This window comes from Paraburkholderia sp. A1RI-2L (assembly GCF_048957375.1).
GTDB lineage: Bacteria > Pseudomonadota > Gammaproteobacteria > Burkholderiales > Burkholderiaceae > Paraburkholderia.
Genome location: NZ_JARBTA010000001.1, coordinates 1,159,097 through 1,176,884 on the forward strand (window position 1 = coordinate 1,159,097; position 17,788 = coordinate 1,176,884).

At 66.2% G+C, this 17,788-nt stretch carries 13 protein-coding genes and 1 tRNA gene; 4 read left to right on the forward strand and 10 right to left on the reverse strand.

The features are described 5' to 3' along the window. Nucleotides 1-64: 64 nt before the first annotated feature. Both PWP93_RS05510 and PWP93_RS05515 read left to right on the forward strand, forming a co-directional pair. Nucleotides 65-141: transfer RNA gene (locus PWP93_RS05510), tRNA-Asp, on the forward strand. A 102-nt stretch (nucleotides 142-243) separates the two neighbouring features. Further along, nucleotides 244-2,187, forward strand: coding sequence for a SurA N-terminal domain-containing protein (locus tag PWP93_RS05515; RefSeq protein ID WP_421043751.1), 1,944 nt, complete (start codon nucleotides 244-246; stop codon nucleotides 2,185-2,187). A gap of 118 nt (nucleotides 2,188-2,305) precedes the next feature. On the opposite strand, the gene PWP93_RS05520 is transcribed toward PWP93_RS05515, so the two are convergent. Then, nucleotides 2,306-2,644, reverse strand: coding sequence for a hypothetical protein (locus PWP93_RS05520; protein WP_421024017.1), 339 nt, complete (start codon nucleotides 2,642-2,644; stop codon nucleotides 2,306-2,308). Nucleotides 2,645-2,797: 153 nt separating this feature from the next. Next, nucleotides 2,798-3,511, reverse strand: coding sequence for an arylesterase (locus tag PWP93_RS05525; protein WP_421043752.1), 714 nt, complete (start codon nucleotides 3,509-3,511; stop codon nucleotides 2,798-2,800). Nucleotides 3,512-3,568: 57 nt separating this feature from the next. Here PWP93_RS05525 and PWP93_RS05530 point away from each other — a divergent pair, with 57 nt between their 5' ends. Then, a complete protein-coding gene (locus PWP93_RS05530) occupies nucleotides 3,569-4,351 on the forward strand; it encodes an ABC transporter ATP-binding protein (RefSeq protein ID WP_421043753.1) in 783 nt (260 codons plus the stop codon). Here the strand turns inward: PWP93_RS05530 and pgi are convergent. From pgi to PWP93_RS05545, 3 genes are all read right to left on the reverse strand, one after another. Beyond that, nucleotides 4,348-5,967, reverse strand: coding sequence for a glucose-6-phosphate isomerase (pgi, locus tag PWP93_RS05535; RefSeq protein ID WP_421043754.1), 1,620 nt, complete (start codon nucleotides 5,965-5,967; stop codon nucleotides 4,348-4,350). The genes PWP93_RS05530 and pgi overlap by 4 nt on opposite strands. Nucleotides 5,968-6,181: 214 nt before the next feature. Then, the gene (locus PWP93_RS05540; RefSeq protein WP_421043755.1) at nucleotides 6,182-7,810 is read right to left on the reverse strand and encodes an NAD(P)H-hydrate dehydratase; all 1,629 of its coding nucleotides are present in this window, start codon (nucleotides 7,808-7,810) and stop codon (nucleotides 6,182-6,184) included. A 105-nt stretch (nucleotides 7,811-7,915) separates the two neighbouring features. Then, nucleotides 7,916-9,211: an FAD-dependent oxidoreductase gene (locus PWP93_RS05545; protein ID WP_421043756.1), complete on the reverse strand. Its 1,296-nt coding sequence runs from the start codon at nucleotides 9,209-9,211 to the stop codon at nucleotides 7,916-7,918. A 369-nt stretch (nucleotides 9,212-9,580) separates the two neighbouring features. On the opposite strand from PWP93_RS05545, the gene purL reads away from it, so the two are divergent. Then, nucleotides 9,581-13,657 (forward strand): phosphoribosylformylglycinamidine synthase, encoded by a 4,077-nt coding sequence (gene purL, locus PWP93_RS05550; RefSeq protein WP_421043757.1) that lies wholly within the window; start codon nucleotides 9,581-9,583, stop codon nucleotides 13,655-13,657. 274 nt (nucleotides 13,658-13,931) lie between these two features. On the opposite strand, the gene PWP93_RS05555 is transcribed toward purL, so the two are convergent. The 5 genes from PWP93_RS05555 to PWP93_RS05575 all read right to left on the reverse strand — a co-directional run bounded on the left by PWP93_RS05555 (nucleotide 13,932) and on the right by PWP93_RS05575 (nucleotide 17,758). Next, nucleotides 13,932-14,711 (reverse strand): peptidylprolyl isomerase, encoded by a 780-nt coding sequence (locus PWP93_RS05555; RefSeq protein ID WP_421024010.1) that lies wholly within the window; start codon nucleotides 14,709-14,711, stop codon nucleotides 13,932-13,934. Between the two features lie 35 nt (nucleotides 14,712-14,746). Next, nucleotides 14,747-15,058, reverse strand: coding sequence for a BolA family protein (locus PWP93_RS05560; protein ID WP_213295460.1), 312 nt, complete (start codon nucleotides 15,056-15,058; stop codon nucleotides 14,747-14,749). Then, nucleotides 15,055-15,588: a septation protein A gene (locus tag PWP93_RS05565; RefSeq protein ID WP_421024009.1), complete on the reverse strand. Its 534-nt coding sequence runs from the start codon at nucleotides 15,586-15,588 to the stop codon at nucleotides 15,055-15,057. The genes PWP93_RS05560 and PWP93_RS05565 overlap by 4 nt, the downstream gene beginning before the upstream one ends. 93 nt (nucleotides 15,589-15,681) lie before the next feature. Further along, the gene (msrB, locus tag PWP93_RS05570) at nucleotides 15,682-16,101 is read right to left on the reverse strand and encodes a peptide-methionine (R)-S-oxide reductase MsrB (RefSeq protein WP_213295467.1); all 420 of its coding nucleotides are present in this window, start codon (nucleotides 16,099-16,101) and stop codon (nucleotides 15,682-15,684) included. A 55-nt stretch (nucleotides 16,102-16,156) separates the two neighbouring features. After that, nucleotides 16,157-17,758 (reverse strand): protein adenylyltransferase SelO, encoded by a 1,602-nt coding sequence (locus PWP93_RS05575; RefSeq protein WP_421043758.1) that lies wholly within the window; start codon nucleotides 17,756-17,758, stop codon nucleotides 16,157-16,159. Nucleotides 17,759-17,788 lie beyond the last annotated feature (30 nt).

A 17,788-nucleotide genomic window follows, 5' to 3' on the forward strand; every position in this document is an offset into this window, starting at 1 on the left:
TGACGCATCTTGCGGCACGCAAGATGCAGCGCAGTAAAAGTGCAGCGCGGCAGTACACCAGCACGGAGCGGTAGTTCAGTCGGTTAGAATACCGGCCTGTCACGCCGGGGGTCGCGGGTTCGAGTCCCGTCCGCTCCGCCAGATCTATCAGCAAGAAGGCGAACTCCGGTTCGCCTTTTTTGTTGGCCGCTGTTGTAATATCGGGCGTTCCGTTTTTAGGCGCCCTCCAACGCTTGGTCACGCATGCTCGACTTTTTCCGCAATCACAAACGACTGATGATGATGATGCTGATGCTGGTGATTCTGCCAGGTCTCGGCTTCGTCGGCATTCAAGGCTTCCGCGGCTTTTTTGACGAAAGCGCGAACGTTGCGAGCGTCAACGGTCACAAGATCACTCGCGCCGAATTCGACGGCGCCGCGCGTCAGCAGATGGACCAGGCGCGGCAGATCATGGGCGCACGGTTCGACGCGAGCACGTTCGATACGCCGCAGCGCCGCAAGGACATCCTCGACGGCCTCATTCAGCAGCGCGTGCTCGTGGACGAGGTCCAGCGCCTGCATCTGACGGCCTCGGATAACGCAGTGCGCCGCACCTTGCTGTCGGATCCCGTCATCTCGTCGTTGAAGAACCCCGATGGTTCGATCGACCTCGACAAGTACAAGCAGTTGCTCGCGATGCAGGGCATGACGCCGGAGCAGTACGACGAGCGCGTGCGCTATAGCCTCGCCATGCAGCAGTTGCCTGCGGCGCTCGTGAACAGCGCGTTCACGCCGAAGGCGCTGGCGCAGCAACTCACCGAACTCTCCGAGCAGCAGCGCGAAGTGCAGGGCCTCGCGTTCCGGGCGAGCGACTTCGCGCCGAAGATCAATCCGACCGACGCACAGCTGCAGGCGTACTACGACGCGCACAAGAACGATTTCGCCACGCCGGCCACGGCGCAGATCCAGTATCTGGTGCTGTCGGCCGCAACCGTTGCGGCTTCGGTCAATCCCAGCGACGCCGATCTCAAGAAGTACTACGACGAAAACATCGCGCACTTCAAGACGCAGGAAGAAGTGCGGGCGAGCCATATTCTGATCACGGTCGCGAAGGACGCGAGCGCCGCCGATCGCACGGCCGCCAAGCAGAAGGCCGAGCAGATTCTGGCTGAAATCAAGGCGCATCCCGACCAGTTCGCACAGATCGCCCAGAAAGATTCGCAGGACCCGGGTTCGGCCTCGAAGGGCGGCGATCTCGGCTACTTCGGTCCGGGCATGATCGCGGGCGGCCAGGCGTTCGACGACGCGGTCTTCAAGCTCAAGAAGGACGAAATCAGTGGTGTGATTCAGTCGGACTTCGGCTATCACATCGTAAAGGTGACTGATATCAAGCCGTCGGTGACGAGGTCGTTCGACGAAGTGAAAGGCCAGATCACCAACGACGTGAAGGCGCAGCAGGCCGCAAAGCTGCTTGCCGACGCGACCGAGGGTTTCACGTCGACTGTCTACGAGCAGTCGAAGAGCCTTCAGCCGGCCGCCGACAAGTACAAGCTCACGCTTCAGACGGCCACGGTCACGCCGAAGCCGAACCCCGCGCTGCCGCAGGACAACCCGTTGAACAACCCGAAGTTCCTCGACGCGGTGTTCGCGACCGATTCGGTGAGCCAGCACAACAACACGCAAGCGATCGATGTCGGCAGCAACACGCTGATCTCCGCGCGCGTGACGAACTACCAGCCGGCCGCCGTGCCCGCGTTCGCAGCGGTCAAGGACGCCGTGCGCGGGAAGGTGGTCGCGCAGCAGGCGGGCGAGCAGGCGCGCAAAGATGGCGAGGCGAAGCTCGCGGATCTGCAGAAGTCGAAGGCGACCGATGGCTTCTCGTCGGCGCTCAAGGTTACGCGCAACGATGCGCAGGGCCTGCCGCCTAACGCGCTTTCGGCCGTGTTCAAGGCCGACCCGAAGAAGCTGCCCGCTTATGTAGGCGTCGATCTGGGCGACAATGGCTACGCGATCTATCGCGTGAACAGCGTGACCAATGGCCCGGCCGCCGACGGCCCGCGTCTTGCAGCCGCGCAGCAGCAACTCGCGGGCGTGAGCGGCCAGTCGCAGACGCAGGCTTATCTCGATGCGCTGCGCGATCGCTCCAAGGTCAAGCTGTACGGCTCCCTGAACGCAGCCAGCCAGTCTGGCGATGGCGACGGGCAGTAAGTCCTGCGGCCGGCTTCAAGCCAGGACGCGCAAATGCAAAAAAAGCCCCGCGAATGCGGGGCTTTTGCTTTGGGCGCTCGCAACGCGACTGATGCGTTGCGCGTGCATGCACCGGCATTTAGAGGCAGCCGCTGATATCGCTCGACGCATCGCCTCCGGCGCCACGCATTCCCACCCAGGTTTTCGCGTTGGCGTTCCATGCCGGGCGCACCGTTGCGGCCGCACCATTGGGCGGTTGCTGGCCGGGCACGTACACGTCGACAGCCTGGCCGTTCGCGAGGACGCTCTGCTGGACGACCTGCTGCTGCGATTTGTCGGCCCACTTCTTGGCGATGCATTGCGCAACGGCGGCGGGCGGTTGCTGGCTGGTGCCCACCGATTGCGTGCCGCTCGGTATCGGCTGATTGGCGCAGGCTGCAAGGGTGGCCGTAATGGCAATCAAAGGTAAAAATTTCACGTTTTCTCCCTTCAGTCGGAGTCAGTCGAGAAACAGACGAAAGCCGCTCGTCCGTTGCAAAGTCGTGGCCCGGCACGCGGCGAGGGTAGCGGCAACACGCACACCACACGAAAAGGCCTTTGCGTGCCCTACAGATGTGTAGGTGTTGTGCTGTCAGCGCTTCGCGCCGCCGCCGAGTAGCGGCTTGAGCGTCGGCCACACGTTTTCGAGCAGCAAGGGCTGTGCCTGCTCGTTCGGGTGCATCTGATCGGACTGAAAGAGATTGGGCTTGTCGGCGAGGCCGGCCAGCAGGAACGGCACCAGCGGCACGTGCAACTCGTTCGAAAGCTGAATGTAGAGTCCGTGGAACGCGCGGGTATAGTCGGGGCCGTAATTGGGCGGCACGTACATGCCCACTAGCACGGGCTGCGCGTTGCCCTTGCGGATCTGCTCGATGATCGCGCGCAGATTGCCTTGTGTCGTCGCGAGCGGGACACCGCGCAGCGCGTCGTTCGCGCCAAGCTCGACCACCACGATCGAGGGTTTCATCCGCCGCATCACGAGCGGCAGGCGGGCGAGCCCGCCGCTCGTCGTGTCGCCGCTGATGCTCGCATTCGCGACGTTATAATCGATTCGCTCGCTGGCAAGCCGCTGGCGCAGCAGCGCGACCCAACCCGTATCGCGCGGCAGGCCGTATTCGGCCGAGAGGCTGTCGCCCAGCACGGCGATCACAGGCTTCGCGGCGGCGGGCTGAACCGCAGGCGCCGTCGCTGCGAGGGCATCGTGTGAGCCGCCGGGCAGCACGGCGGTAGCGGCCAGACCGAGCATTGCCGCAGCCGCGATAGCAGCGAAGCTGACGACCGTGGTATCGAGGGTGGCGCGAGCCATCGCGGTCGCCGTGCCGTGCCGCGCCCAGGCGGCGAATCTTTGCGTCATCATGTGCGAATGAATAGCGATCCAGTCATCGAAGTGCGTGGCCTGTGCAAGCGGGTCACCGATGCGACCGGCGAACTGACGATACTCGACGGCATCGACCTGACCGTGTACGCGGGCAGCAGCGTGGCGATCGTCGGCGCGTCGGGTTCGGGCAAGTCGACGCTGCTCGGCCTGCTGGCCGGATTGGACAGCGCGAGCGCCGGCTCGGTTCGCCTGCTCGGTCATGAGCTTACCGGCATGGCCGAGGATCAGCGCGCCGCGTTGCGCAATGGTTCGGTGGGCTTCGTGTTTCAGTCGTTCCAGTTAATGCCGCATCTGAGCGCGCTGGAGAACGTCGCGCTACCGCTCGAACTGCAAGGCGGCATCACCACGCGCGAGGCTTTCGCGTGCGCCGGCGCGCTGCTGGAGCGCGTCGGGCTTGGGCAGCGCACCGCTCACTATCCCAAGCTGCTGTCGGGCGGCGAGCAGCAGCGCGTGGCGCTGGCCCGGGCGTTCGTCACGCAGCCGGCCGTGTTGTTCGCCGACGAACCCACCGGCAGTCTCGATGCCGCGACGGGGCATGCCGTCATCGACCTGATGTTCGAGCTCAATCGTTCCAGCGGCGGCGCTGGCCTTGGTGCGAGTGGCGGCGCGACGCTCGTGCTCGTCACGCACGACGTCGATCTCGCGCGCCGCTGCGATGCCATGGTGACGATCGAAGCGGGCCGCCGCGTGCCGAATGCGCTTCATGCCGACAGTCCGGAGGACGTGCGCGAAGCGCCGGACGCAGGCGGCGTCCGGGTGCGCTCTTAACGTTTGAGCGCGGCGCGCGCCCGCGCAATCAGCGCGGCCGTCGACGAATCGTGCGTTTTCACGTTGGCGCTCGCGGCCGTGAGGTCGGCCTCGACCACCTTGCCGAGAATCTTGCCGAGCTCCACGCCCCACTGATCAAACGGATTGATGTTCCAGACCGATGCCTGCACCAGCACCTTGTGCTCGTACAGTGCAATCAGCGCGCCGAGCGAGCGCGCCGTGAGCGCATCGACGAGCAGCGTCGTGGTCGGGCGGTTGCCGGGGAACATGATGTGCGGCACGAGTTCGGGCTTGTCCGGACCGGCGATCTTCTTCGCTTCTTCCTCGGTGCGTCCGAGCATCATCGCCTCGCTCTGCGCGAAGCAGTTGGCGAGCAGCTTCGGGTGATGATCGGCGAGCGGATGCTCGGGCGTGAGCACGGCGATGAAGTCGATCGGCACGATCGTCGTGCCCTGGTGCAGCATCTGGAAAAACGCGTGCTGGCCGTTCGTGCCAGGCTCCCCCCACGTGATGGCCGAGGTGGCGTAATCGACGAACTTGCCGTCCAGGCGCGCCTGCTTGCCGTTACTCTCCATTTCAAGCTGTTGCAGGTACGAGGGCAAGTAGTGCAATGCTTCGGAGTACGGCGCGACCAGATAGCTCTGCGAGCCGAAGAAGTTGCGATACCAGATGCCGATCATGCCGAGCAGCACGGGAAGATTCTTTTCGAGCGGCGCGGTGCGGAAATGCTCGTCCATGTCATGGGCGCCCGCGAGCAGTTCGTCGAACTGCTGCGGCCCGATAGCGATCATGATCGAGAGGCCCACCGCCGACCACAGCGAGTAGCGGCCGCCAACCCAGTCCCACATCTCGAAGACGTTGTCCTTGGCAATGCCGAACTTCACGACTTCGGCCGGGTTCGCGGAGACGCCCACGAAGTGCTTCGCCAGCGCGCTTTCCGGGCAGCCGTGCTGGATGAACCAGTCGCGCATCGAATGCGCATTCGTCATGGTTTCGAGCGTGGTGAAGGTCTTCGAGACGATGATCGCGAGCGTTTCCTCGGGATCGATGCCCTCGATCACGCGCCAAAGGTCGGCGCCATCGACGTTCGAGACGAAGTGCGAGCTGATCTCGGGCGTTTCGAGGTGCTTGAGCGCGTGCACGACCATCTTGGGCCCGAGGTCCGAGCCGCCGATGCCGATGTTGACCACGTGGCGGATGCGCTTGCCGGTGTAGCCGGTCCAGGCGCCGCTGCGCACGGCGTCGGCGAACTTCGCAATCTTTGCTTTTTCGGCGAGGATCTGCGCGTGGAACGGCGCGTTCGGCTCGGTGGCGCGCAGCGCCGTGTGCAGCGCGGCGCGGCCTTCGGTCGGATTGACGACCTCGCCCGCGAACATCGCATCGCGGCGCTTTTCGACGCCGGCCTCGCGCGCGAGTCGCACGAGCAGCTTCAGCGTGTCGTCGTTGATGCGGTTCTTCGAGAAGTCGGCTGCGAGGCCGCCGCCCGCGTAGGTGTAGCGTTCGGCGCGGGTCGGCGCGGGGTCGTTGGCGGGTGCGAACCAGTCGCGCATCTGTTCGTTGCGGATCTGTTCGTAGTGCGTCTGTAGCGCGGACCAGGCAGGAAGCGGATTCGTCATGTTCGTCTAGCGAGGGAAAACGAATGGAGGGCGGCGGAGGGCGCTGCGCCGGTCGGGCGCGACGCGCGCATCGCGCGCTGCGGGGATGCGTGCTGCCGGTGAGCAGCGCGCGAGGGACCAGTATAGCGGGGCAGCACGTTGCTGAGCAGCAACGCGCGGATCGGCAGAAACAGTAGCAAGCCGCGTGCCTCAGGCTTCCCGCGAAACCCCTTCATCAATCTTTTGCGGCGTAAAACAGGCGGTTCATCAGGCGCCGAATCACGGGAGCGAGCTCGCCCGCCGCGAGGCCGACGGGGCCTTCTCCCTCGGCAACGAGCGTATCGGCAGCGAGCCCGTGCAGGTAGACGCCCGCCAGCGCCGCTTCCCAGGGAGGCAGGCGCTGTGCAAGCAAGGCACCGATCAGGCCGCCGAGCACGTCGCCGGTGCCCCCGGTGGCAAGCGCCGCGTTGCCGGTGGGGTTCACGGCAAGGCGGCCATCGGGCGCGGCAATGACCGTGCCGCTGCCCTTGAGCACGACGACTGCCGCGTAGTGCGTTGAGAGTGCACGCGCGGCGGCCAGGCGGTCGCGCTGCACTGCTGCCGTCTCCGTGCCCAGCAGGCGCGCGGCTTCGAGCGGGTGCGGGGTGAGCACGCATGGCGCGCCATGCGCGCGCAGGTGCTCGGCCACGCGTCCGGCCAGGACCGTGTCGCGGGCGACGAGATTGAGGGCGTCAGCGTCGAGCAGCACCGGGACGTCGAGTTGCAGGATCCGGTCGACGAGCTGCCGCGCCGAAGCGCTCCCGCCCATCCCGCAACCCGCCGCGACCGCGCTCATCTCATCGAGCGCGAGCTTGCCCGCGGTGTGCAGCATCAACTCGGGATGCGGCGCGTCGTAGGGTGGCGCGTCGTGGCCGAGGAAGCCCACATGGACCTTGCCCGCGCCCGCGAGCAGCGCGGCGCGCGCGGCGAGGATCGGCGCGCCGCACATGCCGGTATCGCCGCCCACGACGGCGAGCGTGCCGAAGCTGCCTTTGTGGGTGGCGAAGTCGCGTGCGGGCATGGCTGCGCCGAACAGCGCCGGTGCGTTGAGTCTCGCGGAGCGTGCTCCATTGGGCGTGTCGATGCCCGTATTCAGCCCCTCATTCAGCCCCTCATTTAGCCCAATCGGCGCCACACTCACCGCGCCGGCGCAATCGCGGCCCGCGCCCGTATAAAGCCCGGGCTTCGCGGCAATGAAGGTGACGGTATGGGTTGCCCGCACGGCCGGGCCACTGCCGACCGGGTTGCCGGTGTCGCTGTCGAGGCCGCTTGGCACGTCGAGCGCGAGCACATGGCCGTGGCTGCGCGCTCGCGCAGCGAGCCGTTGCGCGAGCGCGCCGAACACGCCGTCCAGCGCGCGGGCAAGGCCGATGCCGAACAGACCGTCGACAAGCCAGCCGTACGTATCGAACTGCTCGGGCGGCGTGGCCGTGATCGGCACGCCCGCCGCGCGCGCCTCGGCAAGCGCCCAGCGCGCGTCTGCGGGTTTCACTTCGAGCGGCATGCAGACTTCGACGGCAATTCCCGCGCGCTTGAGTTCGGCAGCGGTCACGAGCGCATCGCCGCCGTTGTTGCCGGGGCCGGCGGCGAACCAGACGGGCTTCACGCTCGCCGGCGACGGCGCATGCGCAATCTGCTCGCGCAGGAAATGCGCCGCGGCGGCGCCCGCGCGCGCCATCAGCGTGTGCGCGGGCAGGGCGGCCTGAGCGGCGGTTTCGGCTGCGCGCAACTGCGCGACCGTGAGCAGCGGCGCGGCCCGATCATGCGGATTGACGAGCGTGGGAGCCGGAATAGGAAGCAGCGAGCTATGCGTGGCGTCTGTCATGGTGGCGATGGCGGCCGCAAGGGACTGCGGCGCGTGCGGGAGTTCGACAGTGCAACGATACCCGAGCGGCGCGCGCCCGGCGCTGGCTCGTGCTTTAGTCGTGCTTTAGTCGCGTCCGGGCCAGAGCGCCTCGACGGTCTCGGCGGGCAGATCGGGCGCGGTGCCCGAAATCTGTGCGGCGATCAGGCGCGCCGAGCCCAGCGCCAGCGCCCATCCGGCCGGACCATGGCCCGCGTTGACATAGAGGCGAGGATGCCCGGCGTTGCCTGCTGCCGGCATGCCGTCGGCGGAGAGCAATTTCATGCCTTCCCACGCGAGTGCTGCCGAAATGCGCGCGGCGCCCGGCGCCCAATCGCGCGAAGCCTCGCCTAGCAGGGCGAGGGCTTCTTCGGTGAGCGCTTCGGGCAGCGCCTCGTCGAGTTCCTTCACGCGCTGGAGCACCGCGCCGCCCGAAATGCGCAGCCGGTGGTTCGTGCGCGTGATCGCAATGCGCCGCGCCACATCGATCAGCGTCGAATGCGGCACGCATTCCTCGTGCGCGACCGGTGCGTTTAGTGTGTGCACCCGCACGGGATAGAACGGCAGCTTGATGCCGAGCGGCGCAAGCAGCTTCGGTGCTTGCGCGCCGGCCGCGACGACCACGGCATCGGCGGAAATGACTTCGACTTCGCGCTTGTGCGCCGTGTCATCGGCGAGCGGAGCGAGTTCCACGGCTGCGCGCGTGCCTTCGAGACGGATCGCGCTGACGGTGCGCCCGGTCTGGAATTGCACGCCGCCCATCGTATCGAGCACCTGCTTGAGCTGCTTGACGAACAGCGGGCAGTTGGCCACGCGCGCCTGGTCGAAACGAATGGCGCCCGCGAACGGCGGATCGGCGGGAATCGTATGTTCGGACGCCACGCACTCGTGCGGCGTGAGCACGTGATGCGGGGTCTCGAATTGGCGCAGCAGTTCGAGCGCGGGCTGCGCAAGCGACCACTCGTCGCTGCCGCGCACGAGATAGAGCAGGCCTTCGCGCTGCTCGTATTCGAGCTCGAAGCGGCCTTCGGCCTCGTCCAGCGCGTTTTGCGCCGATTCGATCAGCGGACGCAGGAGCGAATAACGCGCGGCGAAAGCTTCGGAGCCGTGCAGGGACGCGAGACGCTTCACGAAGCTGCGTGCGTGTCCGGTGAAGCCGGTCTTGCAGATCACCCCGCCCGACGACTGCCGGCCGTTGCGCAGGAAGGTGGGCCCGAACCAGACGTCGAGCGGCGTAGGCAGCACGACGCCGCTATGGCCGTAGCTCGCGCCTTGCGCGACGGTGGCGTGGCGCTCGACCACGCAGACGCGATGGCCCGCCGCGCGCAACTGATAGGCGGTGGCGACGCCGGCGATTCCGCCGCCAATGACGATGACATCCATGACGATTTGATCTGCTGGCAGACGGCGCGCCGAGGGGCGAAGGCACCCTGCCGAAGGGGGTGAGGCATGCGGCGCGGGCTATTGCGCCGATCGGGTGAAACGCGCAATCATAGCAGCCAAACCGGCCCGCTTGCCATGCGCGTTGCCAGGGCGCCTTTGCGCGGGCGCCGCTGACATCGGCGCAGGCGCTTCGCGGCTGCCTCGCGGCTCGGCCAGGCGGGGTCTTCCGGGTTATAATCGCGGTCTCCTCATCGCCCGACGTCGGCACGACGTCATCGCCTGCATGCGACGCTTCGCCACTCCGCGAGACGCCCGTGAGGCGATGGCGCAACGCAACTCCGACGCAACCTCGACGCAACGCCCCAGTCCATGGCCCACTTCTCGTGTTTCCCCGGTGCTTCGGCCCTTTCCGACTTCCGCCAGGCCCGCCTGCTCGAAACGCTCCAGCGTATCGACGCCAATATCGTCGGCGTGCACGGCCAGTATCTGCACTTCGTCAACTCGGCCACGCCGCTTTCCGCTGACGACAGCGCGAAGATCGAAGCGCTGATGCACTACGGCGCGCCGTTCGCGGCCCCGCAGGAGCGCGGCAGCGCGGTCACGTTCCTCGTCGTGCCGCGCTTCGGCACGGTGTCGCCGTGGGCGAGCAAGGCCACCGACATCGCGCATCACTGCGGCCTTGAGCAGGTGCGCCGCATCGAGCGCGGCGTCGAGTACACGGTCATCCTCAAGAGCGGCCTGCTGGGCGGCAAGAAGACCTTGTCGGACGAAGCGCACGCCGCTGTCGCGGCTGCGCTGCACGACCGCATGACCGAGAGCGTGGCGGCTTCGCGCGACCAGGCGCTGCATCTGTTCGACGAACTGCCGGCGCGCCCGATGCAGACCGTCGACGTGCTCGGCCACGGCCGCAAGGCGCTCGAGACGGCCAACGGTGAACTGGGCCTCGCGCTCGCCGACGACGAAATCGACTATCTCGTCGACAACTTCACGAAGCTCGGCCGCAACCCGACCGACGTGGAGCTGATGATGTTCGCCCAGGCCAACAGCGAGCACTGCCGTCACAAGATCTTCAACGCGAGCTGGACGATCGACGGCCAGGACCAGGACCTGTCGCTCTTCGCGATGATCCGCAACACCGAGAAGGTGAGCCCGCAAGGCACGATCGTCGCATACTCGGATAACTCGTCGATCATGGAAGGCGCGGTGGCGGAGCGCTGGTTCCCGCGCAAGAACGGCGCGGACGGTGCGCCTGGCGAACAGTACGGCCGCCACACCGAGCTCACGCACACGCTTATGAAGGTGGAGACGCACAACCACCCGACCGCGATCTCGCCGTTCGCGGGCGCGGCCACGGGCTCGGGCGGCGAAATCCGCGACGAAGGCGCCACGGGCCGCGGCGCGCGTCCCAAGGCCGGTCTCACGGGCTTCACGGTCTCGAACCTCGATTTGCCGGATGCGCGCGAAACGTGGGAAAACGCCCGCGACGCGGCCACCCCGCTCGCGCACCGCAATCCCGCCGATAAGGCCCAGACCTATGGCCGCCCGGACCGCATCGCCTCGCCGCTGCAGATCATGATCGATGGCCCGCTCGGCGGCGCGGCGTTCAACAACGAATTCGGCCGCCCGAACCTCGGCGGCTACTTCCGCACCTACGAGCAGAACGTCGCCGGCACCGTGCGCGGCTACCACAAGCCGATCATGATCGCGGGCGGCATCGGCAACATCAGCGCGAAGCTCACGCACAAGCAGGACCTGCCCGCGGGCACGCTGCTGATCCAGATCGGCGGTCCCGGCATGCGCATCGGCATGGGCGGCGGCGCGGCCAGCTCGATGGCCACGGGCACCAACACGGCCGAGCTCGACTTCGACTCGGTGCAGCGCGGCAACCCGGAAATCGAGCGCCGCGCGCAGGAAGTCATCAACGGATGCTGGCAGCTCGGAGAAGCCAACCCGATCCTCTCGATTCACGACGTGGGCGCGGGCGGCCTCTCGAACGCGTTCCCCGAACTCGTCGACGGCGCCGACAAGGGTGCGCGCTTCGAGTTGCGCAAGGTCCAGCTCGAAGAATCGGGCCTCTCGCCGCGCGAGATCTGGTCTAACGAGTCGCAGGAGCGTTACGTCCTCGCGATCCCGCCTGCCGATCTGCCGATGTTCGAGGCGATCTGCAAGCGCGAGCGCTGCCCGTTCGCCGTAGTGGGCGTGGCGACCGACGAACGCGAGCTGAAGCTGATCGACACCGACGAAGCCGCGCTGGCCGCGAACGGCGGCCACCAGCCCGTCGACATGCCGATGGACATCCTGCTCGGCAAGCCGCCGCGCATGCACCGCAACGTCGAGCACGCGAGCGTGCCGCTCACGCCGGTTGAAGTCACGGGCATCGCGTTCGACGAAGTCGCGAAGAGCGTGTTGCGCAATCCCACTGTGGGCAGCAAGTCGTTCCTCATCACCATCGGCGACCGTTCGGTGGGCGCCACGAGCGTGCGCGACCAGATGGTCGGCCCGTGGCAGGTGCCGGTGGCCGACTGCGCGATCACGGCGCTCGACTACGCCGGCTACAAGGGCGAAGCGATGACGATGGCCGAGCGCACGCCGCTCGCCGTGATCGATGCGCCCGCGTCGGGCCGCATGGCCGTGGGCGAGGCGATCACCAATATCGCCAGCGCGCCGATTCTGTCGCTCGACAAGCTCAAGCTCTCAGCGAACTGGATGGCCGCATGCGGCGCGCCCGGCGAAGACGCCGCGCTCTACGACACGGTGAAGGCGATCGGCATGGAACTGTGCCCGGCGCTCGGCATCGGCATTCCGGTGGGCAAAGATTCGCTCTCGATGCGCACGAAGTGGAACGAAGAAGGCGTGGCGAAGGAAGTCGTGGCGCCGGTTTCGCTGATCATTTCGGCGTTCGCGCCGGTCGAGGACGTGCGCCGCCACCTCACGCCGCAACTGCGCCGCGCCGACGAAGTGGGCGAATCGGTGCTGATCGCGATCGATCTGGGCCGAGGCAAGAACCGCCTCGGCGGCAGCATCTTCGCGCAAGTCACGCAGCAGGTCGGCGACGCCGTGCCGGATGTCGACAGCGCCGAAGACCTCAAGCAGTTCTTCACGGCGATCCAGCAACTGAACGCGAACGAGCAACTGCTCGCGTACCACGACCGCTCGGACGGCGGCCTGTGGGCGACGGTCTGCGAAATGGCGTTTGCGGGCCATACCGGCGTCACGCTGAACATCGACATGCTCACGCTCGACGGCGAGCACGAGTCCGACTATGGCGACGCGAAGGACTGGGCGAAGCAGACCAGCGGCCGCCGCGAAGACCGCACGCTGCGCGCCCTGTTCTCCGAAGAGCTGGGCGCCGTGATCCAGGTGCCGGCGCAACAGCGCGACGCCGTGTTCGCGGTGCTGCGTCAGCATGGTCTCTCGGCGTGCTCGCATGTGATCGGCTCGCTGAACAACCGCGATTCGATTGAAATCTATCGCGACGCCAAGCGCATCTACGAAGCGCCGCGCGCTGAACTGCATCGCGTGTGGAGCGAAGTGAGCTGGCGCATCGCCCGTCTGCGCGATAACCCCGCTTGCGCCGACGCCGAATACGATGCGCTGCTCGACGCCGCCGATCCTGGCATGCAGCCGCATCTCACATTCGATCCGGCCGAAGACGTGGCCGCGCCGTTCGTCGCGAAGGGCGCGCGTCCGCGCGTGGCGATCCTGCGCGAGCAGGGCGTGAACTCGCACCTCGAAACGGCCTATGCATTTGACCGTGCAGGCTTCGATGCGCACGACGTGCATATGAGCGACCTGCTCGAAGGCCGCGCCACGCTCGCCGACTTCGCGGGCGCGGTGGCCTGCGGCGGCTTCTCGTATGGCGACGTGCTGGGCGCGGGCGAGGGCTGGGCCAAGACGATCCGCTTCAATGCGAAGCTCGCGGACATGTTCGCGGCATTCTTCGCGCGCGAGGACACCTTCGCCCTCGGCATCTGCAACGGCTGCCAGATGCTCTCGAGCCTCGCTTCGATGATCCCGGGCGCCGAAGCCTGGCCGAAGTTCACGCGCAACAAGTCGGAGCAGTTCGAAGCGCGCTTCTCGCTGGTGGAAGTGCAGAGTTCGCCGTCGATCTTCTTCAACGGCATGGAAGGATCGCGCATTCCGGTCGCGGTCGCGCACGGCGAAGGCTTCGCCGACTTCTCGCAGCAGGGCGACCTCTCGAAGGTGGCCGTGGCGATGCGCTACGTCGACCACCGTGGCCAGGCGACCGAAGGCTATCCGTTCAACCCGAACGGCTCGCCGCAGGGCATCACCTCGGTCACGACGCCCGATGGCCGCTTCACCGTGTTGATGCCGCACACCGAGCGCGTGCAGCGCACCGTGACGATGAGCTGGCACCCCGAAGGCTGGGGCGAGGCGAGCCCGTGGCTGCGTGCGTTCCAGAACGCACGCAAGTGGCTCGGTTAAGCCGAAACCGCGCTGCCGTTCGGCCGAAACGCTGACGGCACGGTCGAGGTCGAGAGGCCCCGGCCACGCCCAAAAGTGGGGCGCGGCCGGGGCCTTCGCGTTTGGGCGGCCTCAGGCGTCTGTCGGCTCGGCTTGCGGCGAATCCCGCCGTTATTCGCCGCATATTGTGCGGTGGATAACTCGAACGTTCAGCGAGCACCGGCAACAAAAAACCCCGCGCCTTCGCAGATCGCGGGGTTTTTCTTTTCGCAGCAAGGAAGCCGCACAACGGCCCTTACTGGATCTTCGCCTTGTCGCGCAGTTGCTTCTCGAATGCGAGCAGCTTTTGCTGCTGCAGTTGCTGCATGATCTGCGGGCGCACCTGTTCGAGCGGCGGCGGCGCGATGTCGCGAATGTCGTCCACGCGGATGATGTGCCAGCCGAACTGCGTGTGCACCGGCGCATCGGTAATCTGGCCTTTCTGCAGATGCGTGGCGGCATCGGCGAATTCCGGCACGTAGGCCTTCGGGTCCGACCAGTCGAGATCGCCGCCGTTCTTCGCCGAACCCGGATCCTTCGAGAATTGCTTCGCGAGATCTTCGAAGCTCGCGCCTCCCTTGATCTTCGCGATCAAGTCCTTCGCCTGCTGCTCGTTGTCCACGAGGATGTGATGCAGGTGATATTCCTTGCCGGCCGCTCCTTGCGTGAGCTTGTCATACATGGCCTTGACTTCGGCGTCGCTGGGCGGGTTGCTCTTGAGGAAGTCCTCGATCCACGCATGCAGGACGACCTGCTGCTGCGCCATCGCCAGTTGGGCCTTCACGGCCGGACGGTTCGGAATGCCGACGCGCGCCGCTTCCTGCATCAGCACCTGGCGATTGATGAGTTCCTCACGCACGGCCTTTTCCAGGTCCGGCGTGTCTTGCTGGCCCTGGGCCACGACCTGGGCGATGAGCGCGTCGGCCTGCGACTTCGGAATCGGCGTGCCGTTCACGACGGCGACGTTCTGCGCAAAGGCGGGAGCCGCCGCGAACGCAGCCAGCAACACCCAGAGACGGGTTTTCTTCAAGGTCATCGAAAAATCCTGAGGGGCGAACTAAAAAGTGGGGGTTAGCGGGGCTGCGCTGCCGCCTCTTCGGGCGTGAGCGCGGTGATTGCGAGCGCGTGAATGCCGCGCTGCATGGCTTCGGCCAGCGCATCATACACCATGCGATGCCTTGCTACGCGGGCCTTCCCCGCGAATGCGGCCGCAACGATCGTGACGTGATAATGGCCGCCCGCGGCGGCGCCGGCATGGCCCGCATGCTGTGCGCTGTCGTCGCGCACGGCGATCGATTCGACGGGCGCGAGCGCGGCCGAAAGGCGGGTTTCGATCAGCGCCATGCGCTCCGCAGGACTCGCATGGAGAAAAACGTCGCTCATTCTTCTTCCTTCATGTAACGCGAGAGCCACAGGCTCTGGCCGACGATGAACACGACAAGAATGCCCGTCGCGCCAAAGAGCTTGAAGTCGACCCACGCATCGGTGGAGAAGTGGTACGCGACGAACAGGTTGAGAATGCCGAGCAGCGCAAAGAAGATCGACCAGATGAAGTTCAGTTGCGTCCAGATGCGCGGCGGCAGGGTGATCTGCTTGCCCATCATCGCTTCGATGAGGTTCTTGCCGAACACCACCTGCGAGACCAGCAGCACGACCGAGAAGGCCCAGTAGAGGACCGTGGGCTTCCACTTGATGAAGGTCTCGTCGTGCAGCATGAGCGTGGCGCCGCCGAACACGACGACGATGCCCAGACTCAGCCACAGCATGGGGTCGACCTTGCGATGGCGGAAGGCGACCCACGCGATCTGCGCGAGCGTTGCGACGATCGCAACGGCCGTGGCCGTGAAGATGCCCCACACCTTGAAGGCGACGAAGAACAGGATGATCGGGAACAGATCAAACAGAAATTTCATATCGGCCTGGAAGTTGACAAAATGAGCCGCAAAAAGAGGGTGCGACGCGCTTGATCCTGCGTCACACCCCGCGCGAGCGTGCCTCGCTCGCGTTCACTTGGGCTCGAATTGTAGCGCAGCCGAATTGATGCAATACCGAAGGCCGGTCGGGGCCGGGCCGTCCTCGAACACGTGCCCCAGGTGCGCGCCGCAGTTCTTGCAGCGCACTTCGATGCGCAGCATGCCGTGCGAGCGGTCGGTGCGCTCCTCGATCACCTCGCCGTCGATCGGACGGAAGTAGCTGGGCCAGCCGCATCCGGCGTCGAATTTCGTGTCCGACTCGAACAGCGGCGTGCCGCAGCACACGCAGTCGTACACGCCGCGCTCGGTGTGATCCCAGTACTTGCCCGTGAAGGGGCGTTCGGTCGCTGCGTGGCGCGTGACCTGGTATTGCGTGTCCGAGAGCTGCTTGCGCCATTCGGCGTCGCTCTTGTGACCGGGGTACGCGTCGGAGTTGTGATCGTCCTGGCTCATGTCGGTTTCCTGTGGGTGACAAATGCGGGGGGCAATTGCGCGGGGAAATGCGATGTCACGAAGAGCAACTGACTTCGAGCGAGCTCGCCCAGTCGGGCGGCAACGCGGCGTAGCCTTCGTGCTCGGGCTGCTCGTCGAACGGGTGCTTGAGCACGCTTGCGAGCCGTTCGACTTCGCTGAAATCTTTCTGCGCGGCGCGCTCGATCGCGGTTTGCGCGAGGTGGTTGCGCAGCACGTATTTCGGGTTCACGCGATTCATCGCCGCGGCGCGTGCGGCGTCGTCGCGCGTTTCGCGTGCGAGGCGCGCGCGATAGTCGAGCGCCCACGCATCGAACGCGGCGCGATCGAGAAACAGGTCGCGCACGGACGTGTCGCCGTGCGCATCATGCTTCGAAACGCGCGCAAGGTGGCGGAACGTCAGCGTGAAGTCGGCGCGGTTCGCATGCATGATTTCGAAGAGGCGATCCGCGAGTGCGTCATCGCCTTCGTGCGCGTGCTCGAGGCCGAGCTTGGCGCGCATGCGCGTTTCCAGTGCGGGCGCGAAGTGCCCCTTGAAGCGCTCGAGCACTGCTTGCGCGTCGGCCACGCAACGCTCGCCGCGCGCTTTTTCGTCGGCGATTTCGTAGTGCGCGCCAAAGAGCGGCAGCAGCGCCTGCGCGAGGCAGAACAGGTTCCAGTAGCCGATCTGCGGCTGCATGCGATAGGCGTAGCGGCCCTGCGAATCGGAGTGATTGCAGATGTGGTTCGCGTCGAAGCCGTCGATGAAGCCGAACGGGCCATAATCGATGGTGAGGCCGAGGATCGACATGTTGTCGGTGTTCATCACGCCATGGCAGAAGCCCACGGCCTGCCACTCGACCATCAGCGCAGCCGTGCTGCGCACCGCTTCGTCGAGCAGCCCGAGATACGGATCGTCGGTTTCGCGCAGATGCGGGTAAAAGCGGCCGATCACGTGATCCGCGAGCGCGCGCAGCGCTTCTACATTGTCGTGCGAATAGAAGTGCTCGAAGTGGCCGAAGCGCACGAAGCTCGGCGACACGCGCGTGACGACCGCGGCCGTTTCGAGTTCTTCGCGCCGCACCAACTGATCGGAACCGGTCACGGTCAGCGCGCGCGTGGTGGGAATGCCGAGGTGATGCATGGCCTCGGAGCACAGGAATTCGCGGATCGACGAGCGCAGCACCGCGCGGCCGTCGCCCATGCGCGAATACGGCGTGCGTCCCGCGCCCTTGAGTTGCACTTCGTGGCGCTTGCCCGCGTGCTCGATCTCGCCGAGCATGAGCGCGCGCCCGTCGCCTAGCTGGCCGGCCCAGACGCCGAACTGGTGTCCCGAATAGACGCTCGCATACGACATCGTCGTAGGCGTGCGCTCGCGCGTGAAGTTGCCGCTGAAATACTCGGCGAATGCCGGATCGCCCACCACTGAGGCATCGAGTCCGAGCAGCGCGGCCGTCTCTTTCGAGAAGCCGACCACGTAGGGCGCTGGCAGCGGCGCACCGGGCAGCCGGGTATGGAAGGTCGCGCCAAGGGCCGCGAACGTGTCGTCGCGCGGCACGCCGAGCGCGCGTTCAAAGTCGGCGAGCGGGCCGCTTGCCGGCGCGCGCGCGGCGGTCGAGCCGCCATGTGAGGAATCGGTTTGGCCTGGTGAAAACGACATATTGAGCGCCTGTTGAATAGCCGATATTGT